This window comes from Kitasatospora sp. NPDC058184 (assembly GCF_042883725.1).
In the GTDB taxonomy this organism is placed as follows: Bacteria; Actinomycetota; Actinomycetes; order Streptomycetales; family Streptomycetaceae; genus Kitasatospora.
Map to the genome: position 1 here is coordinate 2,501 of NZ_JBHVVE010000047.1, position 3,684 is coordinate 6,184.

The following is a 3,684-nucleotide window of genomic DNA, read 5'->3' on the forward strand; positions in this document are numbered from 1 at the left end:
TCAGATCAACGTATTTAGATAAGCTTCCAAGCGGGCTCGAACCGCTGACCTCTTCCTTACCATGGAAGTGCTCTACCTGCTGAGCTATGGAAGCAATGGCTCCGCAGGTAGGATTCGAACCTACGACCGATCGGTTAACAGCCGATAGCTCTACCACTGAGCTACTGCGGAATATTATAAGCTTCATAAACAAAAACATGGTAGATAAAATAAAAAAGCTTGGCGGCGTCCTACTCTCACAGGGGGAAACCCCCGACTACCATCGGCGCTGAAGAGCTTAACTTCCGTGTTCGGCATGGGAACGGGTGTGACCTCTTCGCTATCGCCACCAAACCATTGAGAGTGTTCTCTCAAAACTAGATAACAGTAAGCATACATTCAAATTGGTTAAGTCCTCGATCGATTAGTATCTGTCAGCTCCATGTGTCGCCACACTTCCACCTCAGACCTATCAACCTGATCATCTTTCAGGGATCTTACTTCCTTGCGGAATGGGAAATCTCATCTTGAGGGGGGCTTCATGCTTAGATGCTTTCAGCACTTATCCCGTCCGCACATAGCTACCCAGCGATGCCTTTGGCAAGACAACTGGTACACCAGCGGTGCGTCCATCCCGGTCCTCTCGTACTAAGGACAGCTCCTCTCAAATTTCCTGCGCCCGCGACGGATAGGGACCGAACTGTCTCACGACGTTCTGAACCCAGCTCGCGTACCGCTTTAATGGGCGAACAGCCCAACCCTTGGGACCGACTACAGCCCCAGGATGCGATGAGCCGACATCGAGGTGCCAAACCTCCCCGTCGATGTGGACTCTTGGGGGAGATAAGCCTGTTATCCCCGGGGTAGCTTTTATCCGTTGAGCGATGGCCCTTCCATGCGGAACCACCGGATCACTAAGCCCGACTTTCGTCCCTGCTCGACTTGTAGGTCTCGCAGTCAAGCTCCCTTGTGCCTTTACACTCTACGAATGATTTCCAACCATTCTGAGGGAACCTTTGGGCGCCTCCGTTACCTTTTAGGAGGCGACCGCCCCAGTCAAACTGCCCACCTGACACTGTCTCCCCGCCCGATAAGGGCGGCGGGTTAGAAGGTCAATACAGCCAGGGTAGTATCCCACCGATGCCTCCACCGAAGCTGGCGCTCCGGTTTCCAAGGCTCCTACCTATCCTGTACAAGCTGTACCAACATTCAATATCAGGCTGCAGTAAAGCTCCACGGGGTCTTTCCGTCCTGTCGCGGGTAACCTGCATCTTCACAGGTACTATAATTTCACCGAGTCTCTCGTTGAGACAGTGCCCAGATCGTTGCGCCTTTCGTGCGGGTCGGAACTTACCCGACAAGGAATTTCGCTACCTTAGGACCGTTATAGTTACGGCCGCCGTTTACTGGGGCTTCAATTCGCACCTTCGCTTACGCTAAGCGCTCCTCTTAACCTTCCAGCACCGGGCAGGCGTCAGCCCCTATACTTCGCCTTACGGCTTCGCAGAGACCTGTGTTTTTGCTAAACAGTCGCCTGGGCCTATTCACTGCGGCTCTCTCGGGCTTGCACCCTAACAGAGCACCCCTTCTCCCGAAGTTACGGGGTCATTTTGCCGAGTTCCTTAACGAGAGTTCTCTCGATCACCTTAGGATTCTCTCCTCGCCTACCTGTGTCGGTTTGCGGTACGGGCACCTCTCACCTCGCTAGAGGCTTTTCTTGGCAGTGTGGAATCAGGAACTTCGCTACTATAATTCGCTCGCCATCACAGCTCAGCCTTCACGGGAAACGGATTTGCCTATTTCCCAGCCTAACTGCTTGGACGCGGATATCCAATACCGCGCTTACCCTATCCTCCTGCGTCCCCCCATTGCTCAAATGGTGAGGAGGTGGTACAGGAATATCAACCTGTTGTCCATCGCCTACGCCTTTCGGCCTCGGCTTAGGTCCCGACTAACCCTGAGCGGACGAGCCTTCCTCAGGAAACCTTAGGCATTCGGTGGAGGGGATTCTCACCCCTCTTTCGCTACTCATACCGGCATTCTCACTTCTAAGCGCTCCACAAGTCCTTCCGGTCTTGCTTCACAGCCCTTAGAACGCTCTCCTACCACTGTTCGAAGAACAGTCCGCAGCTTCGGTGATACGTTTAGCCCCGGTACATTTTCGGCGCAGAGTCACTCGACCAGTGAGCTATTACGCACTCTTTAAATGGTGGCTGCTTCTAAGCCAACATCCTGGTTGTCTAAGCAACTCCACATCCTTTTCCACTTAACGTATACTTTGGGACCTTAGCTGGCGGTCTGGGCTGTTTCCCTTTCGACTACGGATCTTATCACTCGCAGTCTGACTCCCAAGGATAAGTCATTGGCATTCGGAGTTTGACTGAATTCGGTAACCCGGTAGGGGCCCCTAGTCCAATCAGTGCTCTACCTCCAAGACTCTTACCTTGAGGCTAGCCCTAAAGCTATTTCGGAGAGAACCAGCTATCTCCAGGTTCGATTGGCATTTCACCCCTACCCACACCTCATCCCCGCACTTTTCAACGTGCGTGGGTTCGGGCCTCCATTCAGTGTTACCTGAACTTCACCCTGGACATGGGTAGATCACCTGGTTTCGGGTCTACGACCACGTACTCAATTCGCCCTATTCAGACTCGCTTTCGCTGCGGCTCCGCATCTTCTGCTTAACCTTGCACGGGATCGTAACTCGCCGGTTCATTCTACAAAAGGCACGCCATCACCCGTTAACGGGCTCTGACTACTTGTAGGCACACGGTTTCAGGATCTCTTTCACTCCCCTTCCGGGGTGCTTTTCACCTTTCCCTCACGGTACTGGTTCACTATCGGTCACTAGGGAGTATTTAGCCTTGGGAGATGGTCCTCCCGGATTCCGACGGAATTTCACGTGTTCCGCCGTACTCAGGATCCACTCAGGAGAGAACGAAGTTTTGACTACAGGGCTGTTACCTCCTATGGCGGGCCTTTCCAGACCTCTTCATCTACCTCGTTCTTTTGTAACTCCGTACAGAGTGTCCTACAACCCCAAGAGGCAAGCCTCTTGGTTTGGGCTGGTCCCGTTTCGCTCGCCGCTACTCAGGGAATCGCATTTGCTTTCTCTTCCTCCGGGTACTTAGATGTTTCAGTTCCCCGGGTCTGCCTTCTCATATCCTATGTATTCAGATATGGATACCACTCCATTACGAGTGGTGGGTTTCCCCATTCGGAAATCTCCGGATCAAAGCTTGCTTACAGCTCCCCGAAGCATATCGGTGTTCGTCCCGTCCTTCATCGGCTCCTAGTGCCAAGGCATCCACCGTGCGCCCTTTCTAACTTAACCGTTAAAAAGAATCACTACGTGATATCTTGCATTACTAATTGAATGTGAATTACTTCTGTTATCTAGTTTTCAAAGAACAACATCTCGAAGAATCGAATGATCCTTCAAAACTAAACAAGACAGGGAACGTTCTGTTTATAAGACCCAAGGTCTTATATTCCGTTAAAATCCTTAGAAAGGAGGTGATCCAGCCGCACCTTCCGATACGGCTACCTTGTTACGACTTCACCCCAATCATCTGTCCCACCTTCGGCGGCTGGCTCCAAAAGGTTACCTCACCGACTTCGGGTGTTACAAACTCTCGTGGTGTGACGGGCGGTGTGTACAAGGCCCGGGAACGTATTCACCGCGGCATGCTGATCCGCGATTAC

The 3,684-nt window shown here is 52.3% G+C and carries 2 tRNA genes and 3 rRNA genes; all 5 read right to left on the reverse strand.

What is annotated here, in order from left to right:
• Positions 1-21: 21 nt before the first annotated feature.
• Positions 22-94, reverse strand: a tRNA-Thr gene (locus tag ACFVXH_RS41130).
• A 2-nt stretch (positions 95-96) separates the two neighbouring features.
• Positions 97-171, reverse strand: a tRNA-Asn gene (locus tag ACFVXH_RS41135).
• A gap of 46 nt (positions 172-217) precedes the next feature.
• A 5S ribosomal RNA gene (gene rrf / locus ACFVXH_RS41140) occupies positions 218-333 on the reverse strand.
• Positions 334-383: 50 nt separating this feature from the next.
• A 23S ribosomal RNA gene (locus ACFVXH_RS41145) occupies positions 384-3,313 on the reverse strand.
• 175 nt (positions 3,314-3,488) lie between these two features.
• Positions 3,489-3,684 (reverse strand): 16S ribosomal RNA (locus ACFVXH_RS41150); the annotation flags it as partial.